This is a genomic window from Kineococcus rubinsiae (assembly GCF_011839805.1).
In the GTDB taxonomy this organism is placed as follows: Bacteria; Actinomycetota; Actinomycetes; order Actinomycetales; family Kineococcaceae; genus Kineococcus; species Kineococcus rubinsiae.
This window is the reverse complement of sequence record NZ_VWPY01000012.1, coordinates 49,625-68,951: the sequence shown is the minus strand read 5'-3', so window position 1 is coordinate 68,951 and position 19,327 is coordinate 49,625. Positions and strand designations below refer to the sequence as shown.

The 19,327-nt window shown below is 76.0% G+C and carries 21 protein-coding genes and 2 pseudogenes; 10 read left to right on the top strand and 13 right to left on the bottom strand.

The window, feature by feature from the left end; translation table 11 throughout:
• The first annotated feature begins 29 nt into the window (after positions 1 to 29).
• Positions 30 to 380, top strand: a complete 351-nt coding sequence (locus tag F1544_RS09130; protein WP_308469963.1) for a VOC family protein — start codon at positions 30 to 32, stop codon at positions 378 to 380.
• Here the strand turns inward: F1544_RS09130 and F1544_RS24225 are convergent.
• From F1544_RS24225 to F1544_RS09115, 3 genes are read right to left on the bottom strand one after another with little or no spacing between them, the layout of a single operon-like run.
• Entirely contained in the window at positions 353 to 730 is a 378-nt protein-coding gene (locus F1544_RS24225; RefSeq protein ID WP_167584441.1) for a VanZ family protein, read from the bottom strand. The genes F1544_RS09130 and F1544_RS24225 overlap by 28 nt on opposite strands.
• On the bottom strand, positions 727 to 1,119 hold the full coding sequence (locus F1544_RS09120; protein ID WP_167584439.1) for a DUF3037 domain-containing protein: 393 nt from the start codon (positions 1,117 to 1,119) through the stop codon (positions 727 to 729). Before F1544_RS09120 ends, F1544_RS24225 begins: the two co-directional genes overlap by 4 nt.
• Positions 1,112 to 1,903 carry a HipA family kinase gene (locus F1544_RS09115; protein WP_167584478.1) on the bottom strand — a complete coding sequence of 264 codons (792 nt, stop codon included), beginning with the start codon at positions 1,901 to 1,903 and terminating at the stop codon, positions 1,112 to 1,114. Before F1544_RS09115 ends, F1544_RS09120 begins: the two co-directional genes overlap by 8 nt.
• Before the next feature lie 81 nt (positions 1,904 to 1,984).
• On the opposite strand from F1544_RS09115, the gene F1544_RS09110 reads away from it, so the two are divergent.
• The 3 genes from F1544_RS09110 (at position 1,985) to F1544_RS09100 (ending at position 5,923) form a co-directional block, all read left to right on the top strand.
• Complete coding sequence (locus tag F1544_RS09110) at positions 1,985 to 2,704, top strand: response regulator transcription factor (RefSeq protein WP_167584437.1); 720 nt, start codon at positions 1,985 to 1,987, stop codon at positions 2,702 to 2,704.
• Positions 2,701 to 4,275 carry a sensor histidine kinase gene (locus tag F1544_RS09105; RefSeq protein ID WP_167584435.1) on the top strand — a complete coding sequence of 525 codons (1,575 nt, stop codon included), beginning with the start codon at positions 2,701 to 2,703 and terminating at the stop codon, positions 4,273 to 4,275. Before F1544_RS09110 ends, F1544_RS09105 begins: the two co-directional genes overlap by 4 nt.
• A 121-nt stretch (positions 4,276 to 4,396) precedes the next feature.
• Entirely contained in the window at positions 4,397 to 5,923 is a 1,527-nt protein-coding gene (locus F1544_RS09100; protein WP_167584433.1) for a S1C family serine protease, read from the top strand.
• A 432-nt stretch (positions 5,924 to 6,355) separates the two neighbouring features.
• Here F1544_RS09100 and F1544_RS26840 read toward each other — a convergent pair.
• A pseudogene (locus F1544_RS26840) lies at positions 6,356 to 6,613 on the bottom strand (DUF4031 domain-containing protein); the annotation flags it as partial.
• A 160-nt stretch (positions 6,614 to 6,773) separates the two neighbouring features.
• Here F1544_RS26840 and F1544_RS09090 point away from each other — a divergent pair.
• Positions 6,774 to 7,064 carry a WXG100 family type VII secretion target gene (locus F1544_RS09090; RefSeq protein ID WP_167584431.1) on the top strand — a complete coding sequence of 97 codons (291 nt, stop codon included), beginning with the start codon at positions 6,774 to 6,776 and terminating at the stop codon, positions 7,062 to 7,064.
• 84 nt (positions 7,065 to 7,148) lie between these two features.
• Here the strand turns inward: F1544_RS09090 and F1544_RS09085 are convergent, their stop codons facing one another.
• Complete coding sequence (locus F1544_RS09085) at positions 7,149 to 7,331, bottom strand: hypothetical protein (protein ID WP_167584429.1); 183 nt, start codon at positions 7,329 to 7,331, stop codon at positions 7,149 to 7,151.
• Positions 7,332 to 7,489: 158 nt separating this feature from the next.
• On the opposite strand from F1544_RS09085, the gene moaA reads away from it, so the two are divergent.
• Together moaA and F1544_RS09075 are read left to right on the top strand one after the other, a co-directional pair.
• Positions 7,490 to 8,584: a GTP 3',8-cyclase MoaA gene (gene moaA / locus F1544_RS09080; protein ID WP_167584428.1), complete on the top strand. Its 1,095-nt coding sequence runs from the start codon at positions 7,490 to 7,492 to the stop codon at positions 8,582 to 8,584.
• Between the two features lie 3 nt (positions 8,585 to 8,587).
• Positions 8,588 to 8,842, top strand: coding sequence for a MoaD/ThiS family protein (locus F1544_RS09075; protein ID WP_167584426.1), 255 nt, complete (start codon positions 8,588 to 8,590; stop codon positions 8,840 to 8,842).
• Positions 8,843 to 8,890: 48 nt separating this feature from the next.
• Here F1544_RS09075 and F1544_RS09070 read toward each other — a convergent pair whose 3' ends face one another.
• Positions 8,891 to 9,364, bottom strand: a complete 474-nt coding sequence (locus tag F1544_RS09070; protein ID WP_167584425.1) for a molybdenum cofactor biosynthesis protein MoaE — start codon at positions 9,362 to 9,364, stop codon at positions 8,891 to 8,893.
• Between the two features lie 110 nt (positions 9,365 to 9,474).
• Between F1544_RS09070 and cofC the strand changes: the two genes are divergently transcribed.
• Positions 9,475 to 10,152 (top strand): 2-phospho-L-lactate guanylyltransferase, encoded by a 678-nt coding sequence (gene cofC, locus F1544_RS09065; protein WP_167584423.1) that lies wholly within the window; start codon positions 9,475 to 9,477, stop codon positions 10,150 to 10,152.
• Positions 10,153 to 10,235: 83 nt separating this feature from the next.
• Positions 10,236 to 11,492, top strand: a pseudogene (cofG, locus tag F1544_RS09060) (7,8-didemethyl-8-hydroxy-5-deazariboflavin synthase CofG); the annotation flags it as partial.
• A 22-nt stretch (positions 11,493 to 11,514) separates the two neighbouring features.
• Here the strand turns inward: cofG and F1544_RS09055 are convergent.
• The 6 genes from F1544_RS09055 to napA form a co-directional block, all read right to left on the bottom strand.
• Positions 11,515 to 13,011: a flavin-containing monooxygenase gene (locus F1544_RS09055; RefSeq protein WP_167584421.1), complete on the bottom strand. Its 1,497-nt coding sequence runs from the start codon at positions 13,009 to 13,011 to the stop codon at positions 11,515 to 11,517.
• Positions 13,008 to 14,120 (bottom strand): FO synthase, encoded by a 1,113-nt coding sequence (locus tag F1544_RS09050; protein ID WP_308469960.1) that lies wholly within the window; start codon positions 14,118 to 14,120, stop codon positions 13,008 to 13,010. Before F1544_RS09050 ends, F1544_RS09055 begins: the two co-directional genes overlap by 4 nt.
• A 97-nt stretch (positions 14,121 to 14,217) precedes the next feature.
• The gene (locus F1544_RS09045; protein WP_167584419.1) at positions 14,218 to 14,592 is read right to left on the bottom strand and encodes an MmcQ/YjbR family DNA-binding protein; all 375 of its coding nucleotides are present in this window, start codon (positions 14,590 to 14,592) and stop codon (positions 14,218 to 14,220) included.
• A 219-nt stretch (positions 14,593 to 14,811) separates the two neighbouring features.
• Entirely contained in the window at positions 14,812 to 16,440 is a 1,629-nt protein-coding gene (gene groL / locus F1544_RS09040) for a chaperonin GroEL (RefSeq protein ID WP_167584417.1), read from the bottom strand.
• Positions 16,441 to 16,800: 360 nt separating this feature from the next.
• Positions 16,801 to 17,004: a transcription antiterminator/RNA stability regulator CspE gene (gene cspE / locus F1544_RS09035; RefSeq protein ID WP_167584415.1), complete on the bottom strand. Its 204-nt coding sequence runs from the start codon at positions 17,002 to 17,004 to the stop codon at positions 16,801 to 16,803.
• Positions 17,005 to 17,412: 408 nt separating this feature from the next.
• Positions 17,413 to 17,781, bottom strand: a complete 369-nt coding sequence (napA, locus tag F1544_RS09030) for a nucleoid-associated protein NapA (RefSeq protein ID WP_244308201.1) — start codon at positions 17,779 to 17,781, stop codon at positions 17,413 to 17,415.
• A 189-nt stretch (positions 17,782 to 17,970) separates the two neighbouring features.
• Here napA and F1544_RS09025 point away from each other — a divergent pair, with 189 nt between their 5' ends.
• A complete protein-coding gene (locus tag F1544_RS09025) occupies positions 17,971 to 18,624 on the top strand; it encodes a uracil-DNA glycosylase (protein ID WP_167584471.1) in 654 nt (217 codons plus the stop codon).
• Positions 18,625 to 18,645: 21 nt separating this feature from the next.
• On the opposite strand, the gene F1544_RS09020 is transcribed toward F1544_RS09025, so the two are convergent.
• Complete coding sequence (locus F1544_RS09020) at positions 18,646 to 19,296, bottom strand: DUF7010 family protein (protein WP_167584413.1); 651 nt, start codon at positions 19,294 to 19,296, stop codon at positions 18,646 to 18,648.
• Positions 19,297 to 19,327: the final 31 nt, after the last annotated feature.

Below are 19,327 nucleotides of genomic sequence, written 5' to 3'. Positions count from 1 at the left end.
GCATGGCGATGACGACGAGGGTGCTGAGCGTGACGGTGCCGGTGGCCGACCAGGACGCGGCGCTGGCCTTCTACACGGGGGTGCTGGGGTGCGAGGTGCGCTACGACGTGGAGGTGTGGCCGGGTGCGCGGATGATCGAGGTGGTGCCGCCGGGGTCGGCGGTCGGCCTCGTGCTGCTGCCGCCCGACAGCCCGCTGCCCGTCGCGGTGCGCCTCGGCACGCCCGACGCGGACGCCGCCCACGCCCGGCTCCGCGACGTCGAGGGGGTCGTGCTGCACAACGACGAGGTGCTCCGCTGGGAGGGCGTGCCGCCGATGTTCCACTTCAGCGACCCCCAGGGCAACGGCCTCGTCTACCTCGAGGACGCCCCCGGCGACTGACCCGCGGCGCTCCTGCGGACCCGGCGCGTCGCGCGGAGGACGACGGTCAGGCCGAGCAGCGCGCCGGTGCAGTCGGCGACCACGTCGGTCGGGTCGCCCGTGCGGCCGGGCAGCGCCACGTGCTGCACGACCTCGCTCAGCACGGCGTAGCCGGCGGCGGCGAGCAGCACGGCCCGCGGGTGCCCGAAGCGCAGCACGCCCGTCGCGACCAGGAGCCCGAACACGCCGGCGTGCACGAGCTTGTCCAGGTGGGGCACCGTGCCCGCCGGGCCCGAGCTGGGCGCGAAGAGGACCACGAGGCTGACGAGGCAGGCCCCCGCGAACGCGACGGTCGCGGCGGTGCGCCTCACGGCAGCTCCACCAGCCGGGCGAACAGGTGCTCGAGCTCCGCGGCGGGGTCGCGGGTGACCCCGCGGTGCACGGGCGAGGTCTGCAGCACGGTGCTGCGGGGCGCGGTGAGCCACCGGAACCGCGGTCCCCGGGCCTCCGCGGCCGCGGGGCCGCCGTCCGCCTCGCCGGCGCAGACCCGCTGCAGCGCAGCGACGTGCCGGGCGACCGCCTCGACGTCGGCCCGGGGGTCCAGCGCCAGCACGCGGGCCGGGTCGATCGCCGTGCGGGCCGCGAGGTGCTCGCGCGAGCGGCACCAGAGGAGCACCCCGACGTTGACGAACTCGGCGCGCTCGACGCGGGGCACGACCCGCAGCACCGCGTACTCGTAGACGTCCCAGGGCTCAGCCACGGCGCGCCTCCCGGGGGGCCGTCTGCACGGCGCGCAGCTCCGCGACCCAGGGCCGGTCCCCGGCCAGGCGGGCCGTGAACCACGTCAGGTAGGCCTCGCGCAGCTCGGCCACCGAGGCGAACCCCGGCTCGTCCGCGAGCCAGCCCTCGGGCACCTCCTCGACGGCGGCGCGCAGCACCTCCGGCGTCAGGGCGGAGGCGCTCGCGGCGTCCACGGCCCGCACGTCGGCCGCGGCGGAGATCAGCAGGTGGTCCTCGGCGTGGCGCAGGGGCCGGGTCGTGGACGCCGCCGCGCGCGCCCAGTCGTGGTGGAAGTACAGCGCCGCACCGTGGTCGATGAGCCAGGGCCGCCCGCCCCACCACAGCGCGTTGGGGTTGCGCCAGGAGCGGTCCACGTTGAGGCAGAACGCGTCGAACCACAGCACCCGCGCGGCCCAGGAGGCGTCGACGGGGTCGACGAGCGGGTCGTAGGACAGCGCCCCCGGCAGGAAGTCCATGCCGAGGTTCTCCCCCGGCGAGCGCAGCAGCAGGTCCTGCACCTCCTCGTCGGGCTCGCCCCTGCCGATGACCGGGTCGACCTCGGCGCGCACCAGCTCGGGCACGTCGAGGCCCAGGGCGCCGGCCAGGGAGGCCGCGAGGACCTCCGCGACGAGCACGCGCCGGCCCTGGCCGGCGCCGTGGAACTTCACGACGTAGGTGCCGAGGTCGTCGGCCTCGCACAGGCCCGGGAGGCTGCCCCCCTCACGCAGGGGCGCCACGTAGCGGGTGGCGGTCACGGAACGCATCACGACGGTCGAGTCTGCCGCACGGCGCGGACCGGGCGATCGCCCAGCGGGCTCCCAGGCTCGGGGCGCACACTCGAACCTGTGAGAGCTGCCACCACCCCGCCGGAGGCCCGGCTGCTGGTCGTCGACGACGAGCCGAGCATCCGCGAGCTGCTGGCCACGAGCCTGCGCTTCGCCGGCTTCGAGGTCACGTCCGCCGCCAACGGCGCCGACGCCCTGAGGCTCGCGGAGGAGGTGCGGCCCGACCTCGTCGTCCTGGACGTGATGCTGCCGGACCTGGACGGGTTCACGGTGACCCGCAAGCTGCGCGAGCGCGGCCGGCCCGTCCCCGTCCTGTTCCTCACCGCGCGCGACGACACGGTCGACAAGGTCGCGGGCCTCACGGTGGGCGGCGACGACTACGTCACCAAGCCGTTCAGCCTGGAGGAGGTCGTGGCCCGCATCCGCGCCGTGCTGCGCCGCACGGGCGGGGGTGCCGGGGCCGACACGGGCCGGCTGGTGTTCCACGACCTGGAGCTGGAGGAGGACTCCCACGAGGTCCGCCGCAGCGGCCGCGTGGTCGAGCTGTCGCCCACGGAGTTCAAGCTCCTGCGCTACCTGATGCTGAACCCGAACCGGGTGCTGTCCAAGGCGCAAATCCTCGACCACGTGTGGGACTACGACTTCAACGGCGAGGCGGGGATCGTCGAGTCCTACATCTCCTACCTGCGCCGCAAGCTCGACACCACCGACGTCGAGCCGCTGATCCACACCAAGCGCGGCGTCGGGTACGTGCTGCGGGTCCCCCAGCCCGTGGGATGAGCGTTCCCGCGCAACGGCTGCGGGGCTGGCGGGAACGCGCCGTCGCCACGGAGTCGCGGATCCCGCTGCGGGTCCGGCTGCTCGTCATCGTGGTGCTGCTGCTCGTGGCGGCCATGACCGTCACGGGGCTCGTCTCGCTGCACCTGCTGCGCACGAACCTGCAGGCGCAGGTCGACGACGAGCTGCAGAGCAAGGGCCAGACCGCGGTGGTGGCCTCGCTGCCGCAGCTGTCGCAGTCCTCCGCCCAGAACCCGCTGCTGACGAACTACTACCTGCGCTTCACCGACACGGCCGGCGGCGGCTACCGCGAGGTCTGCACCAAGGACGCCGGCGGCGCGTGCGAGGCGGCGCCGGACCTGCCCGCCATGACGACGGCCGAGGTCGCGAGCCACCGCAACCGGCCGTTCACGGTACCCGACGCGGGCGGCGGCGACCCCTGGCGCGTCATCCTGTTCTCGGCCACGGACTCCCGGCTGAACGTCGCCGTGGCGCTGCCGCTGTCGGGGGCGAACCGGACGGTCGAGGACTACCAGACGGTCGCGATCGTCGTCGGCGGCGCGGTCCTCGTCGTCGGGACGTTCCTCGCGGCGCTGGCGATCCGCCGCTCGTTCCGGCCGCTGGTGGACATCGAGCGCACCGCCTCGGCCATCGCGTCGGGCGACCTGTCGCGACGCGTCACGGGCGGTTCCCCGGGCACCGAGATCGGCCGGCTCAGCAACGCGCTGAACGCGATGCTCACCCAGATCGAGCAGGCGTTCCGGGCGCAGCAGCACTCCGAGGAGCAGATGCGCCGGTTCGTGGCCGACGCGAGTCACGAGCTGCGGACCCCGCTCGCCGCGATCCGCGGGTTCGCCGAGCTGCATCGGCAGGGGGCGGTGCGCGAGCCCGCCGACGTCGCCCACGTGATGGGCCGCATCGAGGGCGAGTCGACCCGGCTGGGGCGGCTCGTGGAGGACCTGCTCGCCCTGGCGCGCCTGGACGAGGCGCAGCGCAAGCGCGCCGACGCCCCCGAGCTCGTCGACCTGGCCGTCATCGCCTCCGACGCCGTGCACGACGCCCGCGGCCTCGCGGGTGACCGCGCGGTGCGCCTGACGGGCCTGGACCCGGCCTCCGGCCCGCGGTCCGCGCTCGTCCTGGCCGACGACGCCGGCATGCGGCAGGTCCTCACCAACCTCCTCGCCAACGCCGTGCACCACACCCCGGCGGGCACGCCCGTCGAGGTGGCCGTGGGGCGCCTGCTGGGCCCCTCCGGCCCCGAGTCGCTGGTGGAGGTGCGCGACCACGGCCCCGGCCTGGCCCCCGCGGAGGCGGAGAAGGTGTTCGAGCGCTTCTACCGCGTCGACGCCTCGCGCCAGCGCGGGACGGGCGGCGGCTCCGGCCTGGGCCTCGCCATCGTGGCCACGATCGTCGCCCGCCACGGCGGGACGGTGGCCGTCACGGCCACCCCCGGCGGCGGGGCGACGTTCCGGGTGCGCTTCCGCGCGGTCGACGCCCCCGCGGAGCTCGACGACGACGAGCCGGCCGACGACGGGCCGGCCGCCCTCGCGGACGGCGTTCCGCCGCGCTCCTGAGCCGGATGCACAGGAAGGCCCCAGGAAGTGCCGAGGCCGCCTCCAGGCAGAAGGCTCATCCTCGAAGGGACAAGGACAGCGCCCCGGCAGCCCCGGAGCCGACGACCCAGAGGTGAGCAGGATGAACGGCCACGACGACCGCAACACCCCGGTGGACGGTCACACCGGCCCTCCGGCGAGGGGCGCGGGCATCGCGCTGTCGGACCAGCCCGGCCGCTACGGCGACGGCTCCCCCCAGCAGGGCCACGGCCAGCAGAACCCGTACGGCCCGGGCTACGGCCAGCCCGGCCAGCAGGCCTACGGGCGGCAGGGCTACGGCCAGCAGGGCGGCGGCCGGCCGGGCGACACGGCCCCCTACGGCGCGTTCGGCCCCTACGGCCAGCCGCAGGGCGACCCGTGGAGCACGCCCGGCGGCAACCCCCCGGACGGCGGGGGCGACGACGGTTCCGGGGGCGGCGGCGGGGGTGGCGGACGCCGCCGGCGCCGGCCGGGCTGGCTCGGGGTGACGGGGGTCGCCATCGCGAGCGCCCTCGCGGCCAGCGCGCTGACCGCGTCGCTGGTCGGGGCCTTCGGCACCGACGACCCGGCCTCGGGCACCGTCGCGGCGTCGACGCGCGCGCCGGTCCAGGGCGTCAGCGAGACGACGACCAACTGGCAGTCCGTCGTGGACGCGGTCTCCCCCAGCGTCGTGTCCGTGACCGTGACGTCGCAGACGGCGGAGGGCGAAGGCTCCGGGATCGTCTACGACACCTCGGGCCGCATCGTCACCAACAACCACGTCGTGTCCGGGGCCGGGACGGGCGCCACCATCACGGTGACCCTGGCCGACGGCCGCGAGTACGGCGCCACCGTGGTCGGCACCGACCCGGCGACCGACCTCGCCGTCATCCAGCTGCAGAACGGCCCGTCCGACCTCACCCCGGCGACGTTCGCCAACTCCGACGACGTCGTGGCCGGCCAGTCGGTCATGGCGCTGGGCAACCCGCTCGGCCTCGCGGGCAGCGCCACCACCGGCATCGTCTCGGCCATCAACCGGCCGGTGCTCACCCAGCAGGAGTCGACCGAGCAGGCCCCCACGTCGCCGTTCGGCGGCAGCCAGGCGCCGACGACCGGTGAGACGGCGGCCACCAACGCCATCCAGACCGACGCCGCCATCAACCCCGGCAACTCCGGCGGCGCGCTGCTGGACTCCTCGGGCCGCGTCATCGGCATCAACTCCTCGATCGCGTCGCTCGGCTCGGCCAGCAGCGAGGCGCAGTCGGGCAGCATCGGCCTCGGCTTCGCCATCCCCTCCAACGAGGTCAAGCTGATCGCCGACCAGCTCGTGAAGAGCGGCACCGCGCAGCACGCCTGGCTCGGCGTGAGCCTCGCGGAGCAGCCCGCCACGGTCACGGTGGACGGCGCGGGCCGCACGGGCGCCCAGGTCGCCGGCGTCACCGACGGCACCCCGGCCGCCACGGCGGGCATGAAGACCGGCGACGTCGTCACGGCCGTGGACGGCGTGGCCGTCACGGGCTTCGACTCCCTCACCGCGACGATCCGCGGCAAGGCCGTCGGCAGCGAGGTCGCCCTGACCGTCGTCCGCGACGGCAAGCAGGTCACGCTGAACGCGACCCTGACGGCGCGCCCGGCGGACACCCAGCAGTGACGTCCCGTCCCTGACGCGAGGACGCCCCCCGGCTCCGGCCGGGGGGCGTTCTACGTCGTCGGGCGGTCTCGCCGCCGTGGAGGGTCAGGAGGCCGACAGGAGGGGGACCCACCAGCCGGGCCCCTGCGCGCTCTCCCCGGACACGGTCTCCCCGGACGCGGTCCCGTGGGACGCGGTGTCGCCGGGACCGGCGAGCAGGACGCCCTCGTGGCGGACCTCGACGCCGGCGGGCGTGCGCGACCAGGTGCGCCGGAACCCCAGGACGCGGCGGTCACCCACCTCGCGGACGGAGCCCACGAGGAGCCCCGCCGCCGTGGTCACGAGGTGCTCTCCGTGCGGGCCGGGCACCCGGTCGCTGAGCACCAGGTCGACGCGCATCGGCCCGGAGGCACCGGCGTCGTCGGGGGCGTCGCTCGCGACCACCTTCTCGCCGCGGCGCTTGGGCGTGCGCAGGCCGGCGGCGCGCAGGCGCAGCAGGAGCTCACGGGTGCTGACCGACTCGGCTCCCGCGGCGACGGCCTCGGCGACGCGCTCGGCCGGGACGTCGTAGTGGTCGCCCTCGAAGGAGCGGGGCGGCACGCCGAGGGCGGCGGCGAAGGCGTGCAGCTCCGCCAGCGAGGAGTCGCTGACGAGGTGCGCCCAGAGGCGGCCGTGCGCGGGCCAGCGGGCCGAGTCGACGAGGACGCTCACGGGCGCCGCCGGGTCCACAGCGGGGCTGCGGCGCCCGGGAGCGCCCGGCCTGTGGACGACGCCGGCACTGCGCCCTCCCCCCTGCCTAGCGTTCCGGGCACCGGGAGGAGCACTCCTCCCGGACGAACCGGTGCGGACGATCCGCGGTGAGGAGACTGCCATGAGCACGTTCCAGGTCGACAGCGCGCAGGTCGCCAGTGCGAGCGCGGCGGTGCAGGCGTCGTCAGCGGCCATCGCCGCCGAGACCGAGGGCATGCTGCGCAACCTGCAGGCGCTCGAGGCGAGCTGGAAGGGGCAGGCCGCGACGGGCTTCCAGGCGGTCACCGCGCAGTGGCGGGCCACCCAGGAGCGCGTGCGGCTGTCGCTGGAGGAGATCCAGCGGGCGCTGGCCACCGCCGGTCAGCAGTACGCCGACGTGGAGGCGGCCAACACCCGGATGTTCACGGCCTGACCCGTGCGCCGGCCCGACCAGCGCGCCGGCCTCGGCCGGGCGCTCGGCCGGCCGAGCTCCCGGCCCCGGGGCCGGGAGCGGGCGTCAGGCGGCCTGGTGCAGTTCGGCCGCGCGCGACGCGGCCGGGCGCGCGGCAGCGGCCACGGGGACCGCCCAGCGCTGCTCGAGGTGGGGGCGGCCGCGCTCGTCGCGCACCGTCACCCAGGAAGCCTCCGGAGCGGCCCGGCGGGCGCTCGTGGGGCTGGTGGTCGTCATCACGTTGCTCATGGGGAACCTCACGTTCATCTGTTGTTCACCTTGACCTTAACCCAGCAGTCATCGGCACACGAGTCGAACGGCTGAACCGTGCGTGACGTGTCGTCTCAGGAGAGTGAGGTGGAGCTCGTCGAACGGTCTGCTGGAGCCAGGGCGCCTACCCTGGGGACGTGACGATCGTCGGTCTGGGTGTCCCCGCCGTGCGCCGACCCGACCCGGGACCGGACGCGGCGCACCCGCGGCACGCCTCGGGCGGTCTGGTCGACACCCACGGCCGGACGGCGCGGGACCTGCGGGTCTCGCTGACGGACCGCTGCAACCTGCGCTGCCACTACTGCATGCCCCCCGAGGGCCTGCCGTGGATGGAGCGCACCGCGCAGCTGGGCGACGACGAGGTCATCCGCCTGGTCACCGTCGCGGTGCGCGACCTGGGTGTCCGCGAGGTGCGCTTCACGGGCGGTGAACCGCTGCTGCGCAAGGGTCTCGAGGACATCGTGGCCGCCACGACCGCGCTGCGGACCGACGACGGCGAGCCCGTGCGCACGTCCCTGACCACGAACGGCATCGGCCTGGCCCGCCGCGCCGAGGGCCTCGCGCGCGCCGGCCTGCGCCGGGTCAACGTCTCCCTGGACACGCTCGACCCCGCGCGCTTCGCCGCCATCACGCGACGCGACCGGCTGGCCGACGTCCTCGCGGGCGCGCGCGCCGCGCAGGAGGCGGGCCTCGCGCCCGTCAAGGTGAACGCCGTGCTGCTGCGGGGCACCAACGACGACGAGGCACCCGCCCTGCTGCGCTGGGCGCTGCGCGAGGGCTACCGGCTGCGCTTCATCGAGCAGATGCCGCTGGACCCGCACGGGACCTGGCAGCGCAGCGACATGATCACCGGCGAGGAGATCCTCGACGCCCTCGGCGCCGAGTTCACCCTGACGCCGCAGCCCGACAGCAGCCGCGGGGCCGCCCCGGCCGAGACGTGGGTCGTCGACGACGGCGCGGGCCTCACCGGCACCGTCGGCGTCATCGCCTCCGTCACCCGCCCGTTCTGCGGCGACTGCGACCGCACGCGCCTCACGGCCGACGGTCAGGTGCGCACGTGCCTGTTCTCCACCGGCGAGACGGACCTGCGCGACCGGATGCGGGGCGGGGCCGGCGACGCTGAGCTCGCCGCGACCTGGCGCGCGGCCATGTGGGGCAAGCTGCCCGGCCACGACATCGACGACCCGGGCTTCCTGCACCCCACTCGGCCCATGAGCTCGATCGGAGGCTGAGCAGTGCCCTCGCAGCTGACCGTCCGCTTCTTCGCCGGGGCCGCCGCCGCGGCCGGCACCGAGGAGCGCCGGGTCGAGGTGAGCCCCGCGACCCCGCTGGGCGACCTCCTCGACCGTCTCGGCGCCGAAGGCGGGGAGGCGCTGACCCGCGTCCTGGCCGCCTCGTCCTTCCTGCTCGACGCGACGGCGGCGCGGCGCGAGACCCCCCTCGGCGAGGCCACCACGCTCGACGTCCTGCCCCCCTTCGCGGGCGGCTGAGACCTCCCGACGGGAGCGGACCCGCCCGGGCCGCGGGTCCGCATCACCTCAGGGGCAGGCGACCCACTCCGACGTGCCGTCGCCGAAGTGCTGCTGCTTCCAGACGGGCAGGTGCTCCTTGACCTCGTCGACGAGGCGGGCGCAGGCCGCGAAGGCCTCCGCGCGGTGCGCCGCGGACACGGCGACGGCGAGCGCGCAGTCGCCGATCGCGAGGCGGCCCAGGCGGTGGCTGACCGCGACGGCGTCCACGTCGCACGAGGCGGTGACGGCCGCGACGACCCGCTCGAGGACCTCGCCCGCGCTGGGGTGGCCGACGTACTCCAGGTCGAGCACGTGGCGGCCGTGGTCGTGGTCGCGCACGACGCCGGAGAAGGTCACGACGGCCCCGGCGGCGGCGTCGCCCACGAGGTCCGCGTGCTCCTCGACCACGAGCGGCTGCGACGTCACGGCGGTGCGCACGACCCGCCGGGCGGGCTCGGAGGTCCGGGAGGAGTCGCGCACGGTCGCAGGGGAGGTCGCCACCCCGCCAGCGTAGGCACCGCCCGCGCCCCCGGCGCGAGCGCGGGGACGGGCGGGCGCAGCGGCGGGGACCGGGGACGCGGGCCCGCGGGGCGTGGGGGAGACTTCCCGGCATGGAGGCGAGCAGCCGCTGGCGCGTCGTGGTCCCGGTCAAGGGGGGCCCCGAGGCCAAGTCGCGCCTGACCCTCGCCGCCGCGCAGCGCCGGACCATCGCCACCGCCATGGCCCTGGACTGCCTCGCGGCGTGCCTGGCCACCCCGGAGGTCGGGCTGGTCGTCTGCGTCACCGACGACCCGGCCGTCGCGGCCGAGGCCCGCCGCGCGGGCGCCGCCACCGTCAGCGCCGGAGCCCCCGGGCTGTCCGTCGCCATCACCGCCGGCCTCGCGAGCCTGGCCCCCGGCCCGGTCGCCGTCCTCGTCGCCGACCTGCCCTGCCTCACCCCGGCGGACCTGGGCGCCGCCCTGCGCGCGGCCGCGGACGTCGACGGCCCCGCCCTGGTCACCGACGCCGAGGGCTCGGGCAGCGTCCTGCTGGCCCACCGCGACGGCCCCCTGCCACACCGCTTCGGCGGCGGCTCGGCCGCGGCCCACGAGGCCGCGGGCGCCCGCCGCATCGGGCTCGCCCTGCCGACGCTGCGCCGCGACGTCGACACCCTCGACGCCCTGTCGCAGGCGCTCGACCTGGGCGTGGGCGAGCGCACGCGCGAGGCCCTGGCCTGCGTCCCCGTCCCGCCCGCGAGCGCCCCGCTCGTCCCCGTCCAGCACCCCTGCCCCGAGGAGGAGCCCGCGTGAGCCTCGCGCCCCGGCCCACCACCGCGTCCGGTCCCGCCACCGCGTCCGGTCCCGAGGAGCCGTCCGCCCCCACGGCGCTGTCGGTGCCCCGCCGCCGCCGGTTCCAGCCCGAGGTCAGCGCACCGCCGCCGGCCGCGCTGCGCGAGGCCCTGCAGGCGGCCGGGGCGGGGCAGGACCTCGACGCCGCGAGCGCCGAGGTCCTCCTGCACGCGCGCGGCGACGACCTGCTCGAGCTGATGGGGCCGGCGCGGACGGTGCGCGACGAGGCGCTGCGCCGGGCGGGCCGGCCGGGGGTCATCACCTACTCCCGCAAGGTCTTCGTTCCCGTCACGCGGCTGTGCCGGGACCGCTGCCACTACTGCACGTTCGTCACCGTGCCGCACCGCCTCGAGCAGATGTACCTCTCCCCCGAGGAGGTCCTCACCATCGCGCGCGACGGCGCGGCCGCCGGGTGCAAGGAGGTCCTCTTCACCCTCGGCGACGCCCCCGAGGACCGCTGGCCGCAGGCGCGGGCCTGGCTGGACGAGCACGGGTACGCGAGCACGCTGGACTACGTCCGCGCCCTGTCGGTCCTCGTGCTGGAGGAGACGGGCCTGCTCCCCCACCTCAACCCCGGGATCATGCTGCACGACGACCTGCAGCTGCTGCGCCCCGTCGCCCCGTCGATGGGGATGATGCTCGAGACGACCGCGACGCGGCTCTGGAGCGAACCGGGCGGCGTCCACTACGGCTCCCCCGACAAGGACCCGGCGCTGCGCCTGCGCGTGCTCGACGACGCGGGCCGCGCCGCGGTGCCGTTCACCACGGGGATCCTCGTCGGCATCGGTGAGAACCCCACCGAGCGCATCGAGTCGATCCTCGCGATCCGCGACGTGGCCCGCGTGCACGGCAACGTGCAGGAGGTGATCGTCCAGAACTTCCGCGCCAAGGACGACACCGCCATGCGCGGCGCGGACGACCTCGGCCACGAGGAGTACCTCGCCACGCTCGCGGTATCCCGGCTGCTGCTGGGCCCGGACGTGACGCTGCAGTCCCCGCCGAACCTCTCCGACCCCGTGCAGCGCGCGCAGCTGCTGGACGCCGGCGTCGACGACTGGGGCGGGGTCTCCCCGCTCACGCCCGACCACGTGAACCCCGAGCGCCCCTGGCCGCAGATCGACGACCTCGCGAGCACCACCGCCGCAGCGGGTTTCCGGCTCGCGGAGCGGCTCACGGCCCACCCGCGCTTCGTGCTCGACGCGCTGGCGGGCGGGACCCGGTGGATCGACCCGGCGCTGCACGAGCAGGTCGCGGCGCTGGCCGACCCGGCCACGGGCCTCGCCCGCGCCGACGCCGTCCCGCGACCGAGGACGGCGGGGCTCCTCAGGAGCTGACGGGCCTGGCTCCGAACGGGGCCGGGTCGAACGTGCCGTTGCGCTCGGCGAAGGAGCGGCCGGACGCGGGCCACAGCAGCGTCTGCCGGCCGCTGCGCTCGTCGACGTACCAGCTGCGGCAGCCGCCGCGCAGCCACACCGTCGCCGCGCTCAGCTCGTCGACCTCGGCGGTGTAGGCGCGCTCCGCGTCGCGGGTGACCTCCAGCGGTGCGGGGTCGCGGGCCAGGTGGTCCAGCGCGCCGAGGAGGTAGCCGATCTGCGTCTCGATCATGTGCACGGCGGAGTTGTGCCCGAGGCTCGCGTTGGGGCCGTCGAGCACGAACATGCTGGGGAACCCGTGCACGACCGTCGAGGCGAACGAGACCATCCCCTGCGCCCAGTGCTCGGCGAGCGTCAGCCCGCCGCGGCCGCGGACCCGGGCCGCGAACGGCGGGGTCGTGGAGAGGAACCCCGTGGCCAGCACCAGCGCGTCCAGCTCGTGCCGGGCACCGTTCGCGGCGACCGCGACGCCGGGTTCCAGGCGTTGCAGCGCAGCGGGTTCGAGCACGACGTCGGCCCGCTGCAGCGTGGGGTAGTAGTCGTCGGAGAGCAGCACCCGCTTGCAGCCGACCTCGTAGTCCGGCGTCAGGGCGGCGCGCAGGCCGGCGTCGGGGACCTGCGCCGCGAGGTGGTCCAGGGCGCGCCGGCGGAGTTCCGCGACCTCGGGGCCGGACTCCCGGCGGGCGGCGATCCCCTCGTCGAAGCGGTCGAACAGCTCCGCGCGCAGGCGCTGCGCCAGGGACGGGTCGGCGGAGAACGCGGCCCGCTCCGCGGCGCTGTAGGGCCGGTCCTCGCGGGGCACGACGTAGGGGGCGCTGCGCTGGAAGACCACGACGCCCGCGGCCTCGCGCGCCAGGGCGGGCACGAGCTGCACCGCCGAGGCACCCGTCCCGACGACCCCGACGCGACGGCCGGCGAGCGGGCCGGCGTCGCGCCACCGCGAGGAGTGCACGACCTCCCCACCGAACCCCGCCAGCCCGGGGAGGACCGGGAACCGGGGTTCGGACAACCGCCCGACCGCGACGACGAGCGCGCGCGCCCGCCACGTCCCGACGGTCGTCCGCACGCGCCAGCGGGCACCGTCCCAGTCGGCCGCGAGCACGTCGGCGCCCGTGCGCAGGTGCGGCAGCACGCCCTCGTCGCGGGCGAGGTCGCGCAGGTACTCCTGGATCTCGGCCCCCGGCGCGAACACCCGCGACCAGTCGGGCTTGGGGGCGAAGGAGAAGGAGTACAGGTGGGAGGGGATGTCGCACGCGACGCCCGGGTAGGTGTTGTCGCGCCACGTCCCGCCGAGCTCGGCGGCGCGCTCCAGGACGACGAACGACTCCCGGCCCCGGCGGGCCAGCTGCACGGCCGTGCCGAGGCCGGCGAACCCCGCCCCGACCACGACGACGTCGACCTCCTGCTCCTCCGCGGACGGCGGTGCTGCGGGCGGCGGCCCGCTCACGCCCCCACCGCGGGGCGCTGCGGCGCGACGTCGCCGTAGGCGGTCGTGCGCTGGCGCACCGAGCGCCCGAGGCCCGCGGCGAGGCGCTCGACGTCGGCGACCGCGAGGACGCGGCCCGCCTCGGCGCCCGCCGAGGGCAGCAGGGTGCCGTCCAGCAGCAGGCCCCCGGCGTCGTCGGCGCCCCCGGCCAGCACCTGGGCCGTGAGGTCGAGCCCGAGCTTCGTCCAGGCGGCCTGCACGTGGTCGATCCGCCCGTGCAGCAGCAGCCGGGCCACGGCGTGCACGGCGCGGGACTCCCGGGCGTCGGGGCCGCGCCGGGAGCCGGCGGGCCGCGGCTCCGGCGGCAGGACCCCGTTCACGCCCGCCACGAAGGGCATGGGGATGAACTCGGTGAAGCCGCCGGTGCGGTCCTGCAGCGCCGCGAGGGTGCGCAGGTGCGCGACTTGCTGCGCCGGGGTCTCCACCGACCCGTAGACCATCGTCGCGGTCGAGGTCAGGCCCACCTCGTGGGCGGTGGCGACGAGCTCGAGCCAGCGGGCGGCGGGCAGGTCGGGGCCGCCGTTGAGCAGCGTGCGGACGCCGTCGTCGAGGATGCGCGCGGCCGTGCCGGGCACCGAGTCCAGGCCCGCCTCCCGGGCGGCGGCGAGGAACTCCCGCGGGATCGACCCGCGCCGCGCCGCGGCGTCGGCGACCTCCGCCGGGCGGAAGGCGTGCAGGTGCAGGTCCGGTGCGGCGGAGGCGATCAGCCGGACCAGGTCGAGGTAGCCGTCGGCGGGCGCCCCGGCCGGCAGCGGGCCCTGCAGGCACACCTCGGTCGCGCCCAGCGCGACGGCCTCGCGGACCAGGGCGACGGTGAGCTCCTGCGCCTGCGCCGTGCCCGCGCCGACGACGCCCGTGTCGAGGTTGCGGTTGACGACGTAGGTGAGGGTGTCCCCGACCGCCTCGCGCCGCACGGCGTCGGCCAGGGCGGCGAGGGAGTCGAGGTCCTCCCCCGCGGCGCCCAGCAGGGCGGCGTACTGCGCGTCGTCGAGCCCCGCCGGGTCCTCCCGCGCCGCGCGCAGGGCCGCGGCCACCGCGGCGGACGTCGTGGTCTCGGACGGCTGCGGCACCCCCGCAGGCTATGTCAGGCCCCCGGGTCCCGCCCGCCCCCGTCCGCTCGCCGACGGGACCGGCGGACGACCACGTCGGAACGCTCCGCCCGGACCGTCACCGCGGCAGGAGCCGGCGCGGCGCCTTCGCCGCCCAGCCGTCCTGCAGCGCCTCGGCGAGGTCCTGCTCCGACACCTCCCGGAGCGCGACCAGGTAGGCGTCGTAGCCGGAGAAGTGGGGGATGTCGAAGAAGCCGGGCCGCCCCTGGGCGAGCACCGCCTCCTTCTCGCCCTGGTCCTCGCACACGAGGGCGACGATCGGGCCCGGCGGGACGGGGTCGTCCCCGAAGCGCTTGACGTCGGCCTTCGAGAACGGCCGCTCCCAGGCGAAGGTCTCCCCGGCGACCGACCAGGAGCGGCCGCCGCGCCGCTCCCCCTCGGTCGTCTCGGGCAGCGCCAGGGCGAGGCGCGCCACGTCGTCGCAGGTCGCCACCTCACGACCTCGCCGGCGGGCTCAGGGGGTGCCGGGCGGCGGGAACGGGGCTGCGCATGGGCTCTCCTGGCGGACGGGGCTGCTCTCCCCTCCTCTGACCGCACCGCCGGGCGGAAGTCATCGGCCCCGGCGCGGCGGCGGGAACGCCACGAGGGCGGCCTCCCGGATCGGGAGACCGCCCTCGCGGGTGGTGCTGGGTCTAGCGGGTGGTGGCTGGACTCAGAAGTCCATGCCGCCCATGCCACCGTCGCCACCGGCGGGGGCCGCAGAGGCCTTCTCCGGCTTGTCGGCGATGACGGCCTCGGTGGTGAGGAACAGCGCTGCGATGGAGGCGGCGTTCTGCAGCGCGGAGCGCGTCACCTTGACCGGGTCGTTGATCCCGGCGTCGAGCAGGTCGACGTACTCGCCGGTCGCGGCGTTGAGGCCGTGACCCGACGGCAGGTTGCGGACCTTCTCCGCCACGACGCCACCCTCGAGACCGGCGTTGATCGCGATCTGCTTGAGGGGAGCCTCGATGGCCACCTTGACGATGTTCGCACCCGTGGCCTCGTCACCGACGAGCTCGAGCTTCTCGAACGCGAGCACCCCGGCCTGGATGAGGGCGACGCCACCACCGGCGACGATCCCCTCCTCCACGGCGGCCTTGGCGTTGCGCACCGCGTCCTCGATGCGGTGCTTGCGCTCCTTCAGCTCGACCTCGGTCGCCGCACCCGCCTTGATGACGGCCACGCCGCCGGCGAGCTTGGCGAGACGCTCCTGGAGCTTCTCGCGGTCGTAGTCGGAGTCGCTGCGGTCGATCTCGGCGCGGATCTGCGCGACGCGACCGGCGATGGCGTCGGCGTCGCCGGCCCCCTCGACGATGGTCGTCTCGTCCTTGGTGACGGTGACCTTGCGGGCACGGCCGAGCAGGTCGAGCTCCGCGGTGTCGAGCTTGAGCCCGACCTCCTCGGAGATCGGCTGACCACCGGTGAGGATGGCGATGTCGCCGAGCATGGCCTTGCGGCGGTCGCCGAAGCCGGGGGCCTTGACGGCCACGGACTTGAACGTGCCGCGGATCTTGTTCACGACCAGGGTCGCGAGGGCCTCGCCCTCGACGTCCTCGGCGATGATGACGAGCGGCTTGCCCGACTGCATGACCTTCTCCAGCAGCGGGAGCAGGTCCTTCACCGTGGAGATCTTGGAGTTGAGGATGAGGATGTAGGGGTCCTCGAGCTCAGCTTCCTGGCGCTCCGCGTCGGTGACGAAGTAGGGCGAGATGTAGCCCTTGTCGAAGCGCATGCCCTCGGTGAGCTCCAGCTCGAGCCCGAAGGTGTTGCTCTCCTCGACGGTGATGACGCCTTCCTTGCCCACCTTGTCGAGGGCCTCGGCGATGAGCTCGCCGATGGAGGGGTCACCGGCGGAGATCCCCGCGGTGGCGGCGATCTGCTCCTTGGTGGTGACCTCCTTGGCGGCGGCCAGCAGCTGCTCGGTCACGGCCTCGACGGCCTTCTCGATGCCGCGCTTGAGGCCGAGCGGGTTGGCGCCGGCGGCCACGTTGCGCAGCCCCTCGCGCACGAGCGCCTGGGCCAGGACGGTCGCGGTCGTCGTGCCGTCACCGGCGACGTCGTCCGTCTTCTTCGCGACCTCCTTGACGAGCTCGGCCCCGATCTTCTCGTACGGGTCCTCGAGCTCGATCTCCTTGGCGATGCTCACACCATCGTTGGTGATGGTGGGGGCGCCCCACTTCTTCTCCAGGACGACGTTGCGGCCTCGCGGCCCCAGCGTGACCTTGACAGCGTCGGCGAGCTGGTTCATGCCGCGCTCGAGGCCGCGACGGGCCTCCTCGTCGAAGGCGATGATCTTGCTCATGCCTGGTGTTCCTCCCAGCGGACGGGTGTGGCCGGGCCGGTGCCCGCGACGGACGGCCCGTCGCGCGCGGGGTCACGTCCCCCACGAGCGGCGGGCCTCACCGGACCGACCGGGAGATCTGACTCCCGGGTCGAGTGCTAGCGAGTGCTGTCACTCTCCACACGAGAGTGCCAGCACTGATGTTGGCACTCGACGGGGGTGAGTGCAAACCCCCGGGGGTCCTCCGGCACCCGGCCGGACCCCGTCCCCGCGCCCCGGCACCGGCCCCCGGACGCACGACGGCACCGTCCCGCGGGCGGGACGGTGCCGGAGGTGCTGGTGGGAGTGCCGGTGCCGGGCGGGCCGGACCGGGTGCGGCCCTCAGACGCCGCGGACGTTCTCGGCCTGCGGCCCCTTCTGCCCCTGACCGACCTCGAACTCGACGCGCTGGCCCTCTTCGAGCGAGCGGTAGCCGTCGGCCGCGATCGCGGAGTAGTGGACGAAGACGTCGGCGCCGCCGTCGTCCTGGGTGATGAACCCGAAGCCCTTCTCGGAGTTGAACCACTTCACGGTGCCCTGAGCCATTGCCTTCTCCAGGTGGTGCAGCGAGCGGAGGACGCCCCCGGCCGCACCGGAGGCGGGTCTCACGCTGCCCGCGGCCGCAGGGCCGTGGGCGACGCCCGGAGCCGAGGTGGGCACCGGACTGATCGACCGAGCGACACGTTAGTGCTGCGGAGGCCCCGGCGGACACGGATTCGCCCGGATGATCTGCTGCCGGCGCTCGCCCCCGGCGCACCGGCGGGGCGGGCGGACGGTCTCAGAGGACGCGGCCGACGAGCCCCGTCACGGTCGAGACGACCCCGCCGAGCAGCTGCGCGCCCACCGCGACCACGACGGCCGCGACGAGGAGCCAGAGCAGCACCAGCAGCAGGACCCCCGCCGGGCCGCGCCGGGTGCGGTGCGCCCCGCGGCGCGCGGCGAGCTGGCGCGAGCTCAGGGCTGCACGCCGAGCCGGCGCGCCGAGCGGGCGCGCTGACGGCTGGTCCGCATGCGCCGCAGCCGCTTGACGAGCATCGGGTCGTGGCGCAGGGCCTCGGGGGTGTCGATGAGGGCGTTGAGCAGCTGGTAGTACCGCGTCGGCGACAGGTCGAAGAGCTCGCGCACGGCCTGCTCCTTAGCGCCGGCGTACTTCCACCACTGGCGCTCGAAGGCGAGGATCTCCGCGTCGCGCCGGCTCAGGCCGTCGGCCGCGCGGCCGGGGGTGCCGTCCGGCCCGTCCTGCCCCGCCGGGCCGTCGTGCGGGCCCTCCGCCCGGCCGTCGTGCGCCGCCTGCGCGGCTGCCGCCGCGTCCGAGAAGTCCATCTCGCGCCTGCCTCCCTGGTACCGCTGTCCTCTGGTACCGCGGCCACTGTAGGCAGTGGACTACACCGGTGTCATTCACCGGGTGCGCGCGTCGGGGGCCGGGTAGCGTCGGCGCCCGTGCCACCCGACGCGCCAGCCCCACGCACCCCACGCGCCGCGGAGCAGGTCTCCGGCGAGGACCCGGCGGGCCTGGGGATCGACCGCCTCGAGGACGGCTGGGCGCACGCGCTGCGCGACGTCCTGCCCGAGCTGCGGGCCCTCTCGGCACGCCTCGCCGCCGAGGAGTCGCCGTGGCTGCCCGCCCCCCAGGACGTGCTGCGCGCCTTCCGGCAACCCTTCGCCGACGTCCGCGTCCTGCTGGTCGGGCAGGACCCGTACCCGACCCCCGGGCACCCGGTGGGCCTGTCGTTCTCCGTCGAGGAGCACGTGCGGCCGCTGCCGCGCAGCCTGGTCAACGTCTACCGCGAGCTCGCCGCGGACACGGGCGTCGTCCCGCCGCCGCACGGCGACCTCAGCGCGTGGACGCGCTCGGGGGTGCTGCTGCTCAACCGCGTGCTGACGGTGGGCGCGGGGGCGTCGGGCTCGCACCGGCGCTGGGGCTGGGAGCGCGTGACCGACGCGGCCGTGCGGGCGCTGGCCGGCCGCGGCACCCCGCTCGTGGCCCTGCTGTGGGGCCGCGACGCGCAGACCGTGCGGCCCCTGCTCGGCGACGTGCCGGTCGTCGAGGGCGTGCACCCGAGCCCGCTGTCCGCCTCGCGCGGCTTCTTCGGCTCCCGGCCCTTCTCCCGCGTGGACGAGCTGCTGCGCGCCGAGGGCGGCGACGGCGTCGACTGGCGGCTCTGAGCGCCCCCCGCCGGCACCCCGTCAGGAGCCGACGGGTGCCGAGGCCCGGCCGGGGGCGAACGCGCCCCGGGCGTAGGCGGCGACGACCGCGATGAGCACGAGGCCCGCGAGCACCGCCGCCGCGTCGGCCGCGTGCTGGACGCCGGCGGCACCCACCAGCAGCCCGGCGGCCCCGACGACCGCGACCGCGGCGCCGAGCACGAGGAACATCCGCTCGCCGAAGGCCCACGCGAAGGGCACGAAGTGCACGCCGACGACGGCGGCGATCAGGGCCGGCCGCAGCTCACCGCGCCCCGCGGCGTCCAGGGCCCGCGTGCCCGCCGCGATGAGGACGAGCTCGCCGACGACGCAGCCGCCGTAGACCGCGAGAGCGAGGGGCCGGGGGCGGGCGAGCGGGCCGAGGGGCACCGGGCGGACGTAGTGGCCGACGAGGGCCACCAGGACGCCGAGGACCGCGGCCGCCCACGCCAGGCCGGACGCGACCGCGCCCAGGGCCGGGGAGTAGCTGCCGACGAAGACCAGCCCGCCCAGCAGGCCGACCAGGCTGCCGCCGCGCCGCGGGTCCAGGAGCAGCGGCGGCTCCCCCACCGCGCGACCGTGGCCGCGGGTCGTCGCCGGCGCCGTGCCGTCCGTGCGCCCGGCCGGGCCCTGTCGTCGTGTCGTCCTCGCCACCCGGCCATCCTGCCGGACCACCGCGGGTGGC

Bases quoted from the DNA above. Each gene is read 5' to 3' on its own strand.
- F1544_RS09115 (WP_167584478.1), bottom strand. From the start codon at position 1,903: ATGCGTTCCGTGACCGCCACCCGCTACGTGGCGCCCCTGCGTGAGGGG.
- F1544_RS09105 (WP_167584435.1), top strand. From the start codon at position 2,701: ATGAGCGTTCCCGCGCAACGGCTGCGGGGCTGGCGGGAACGCGCCGTC.
- F1544_RS09100 (WP_167584433.1), top strand. From the start codon at position 4,397: ATGAACGGCCACGACGACCGCAACACCCCGGTGGACGGTCACACCGGC.
- F1544_RS09090 (WP_167584431.1), top strand. From the start codon at position 6,774: ATGAGCACGTTCCAGGTCGACAGCGCGCAGGTCGCCAGTGCGAGCGCG.
- F1544_RS09085 (WP_167584429.1), bottom strand. From the start codon at position 7,331: ATGAGCAACGTGATGACGACCACCAGCCCCACGAGCGCCCGCCGGGCC.
- cofC (WP_167584423.1), top strand. From the start codon at position 9,475: ATGGAGGCGAGCAGCCGCTGGCGCGTCGTGGTCCCGGTCAAGGGGGGC.
- groL (WP_167584417.1), bottom strand. From the start codon at position 16,440: ATGAGCAAGATCATCGCCTTCGACGAGGAGGCCCGTCGCGGCCTCGAG.
- cspE (WP_167584415.1), bottom strand. From the start codon at position 17,004: ATGGCTCAGGGCACCGTGAAGTGGTTCAACTCCGAGAAGGGCTTCGGG.
- napA (WP_244308201.1), bottom strand. From the start codon at position 17,781: ATGGACTTCTCGGACGCGGCGGCAGCCGCGCAGGCGGCGCACGACGGC.